The sequence below is a fragment of the Rahnella sp. RFA10(1/100) genome, assembly GCF_004195115.1.
GTDB lineage: Bacteria > Pseudomonadota > Gammaproteobacteria > Enterobacterales > Enterobacteriaceae > Rahnella > Rahnella perminowiae.
This window is the reverse complement of the sequence record NZ_SEWR01000031.1, coordinates 1-397: the sequence shown is the minus strand read 5'-3', so window position 1 is coordinate 397 and position 397 is coordinate 1. Positions and strand designations below refer to the sequence as shown.

Annotated in this window: 1 tRNA gene and 2 rRNA genes; all 3 read right to left on the bottom strand. The window is 54.9% G+C overall.

From position 1 onward, the window contains the following. Position 1: 1 nt before the first annotated feature. Positions 2-117, bottom strand: a 5S ribosomal RNA gene (gene rrf, locus ETV65_RS24790). Positions 118-153: 36 nt separating this feature from the next. After that, positions 154-229, bottom strand: a tRNA-Thr gene (locus ETV65_RS24785). A gap of 49 nt (positions 230-278) precedes the next feature. After that, positions 279-394: ribosomal RNA gene (rrf, locus tag ETV65_RS24780) — 5S ribosomal RNA — on the bottom strand. Positions 395-397 lie beyond the last annotated feature (3 nt).

Genomic DNA, 397 nt, shown 5'->3' with positions numbered 1-397 from the left:
TGCCTGGCAGTTCCCTACTCTCGCATGGGGAGACCCCACACTACCATCGGCGCTACGGCGTTTCACTTCTGAGTTCGGCATGGGGTCAGGTGGGACCACCGCGCTAGTGCCGCCAGGCAAATTCTGTAATTTACCGAACTCTACGCTTATTACTGGTGCTGATACCCAGAGTCGAACTGGGGACCTCACCCTTACCAAGGGTGCGCTCTACCAACTGAGCCATATCAGCACGCTTATTCTTATAACAGTTTACTTAAAGCAAACTTTACAAATTTGATGCCTGGCAGTTCCCTACTCTCGCATGGGGAGACCCCACACTACCATCGGCGCTACGGCGTTTCACTTCTGAGTTCGGCATGGGGTCAGGTGGGACCACCGCGCTAGTGCCGCCAGGCAA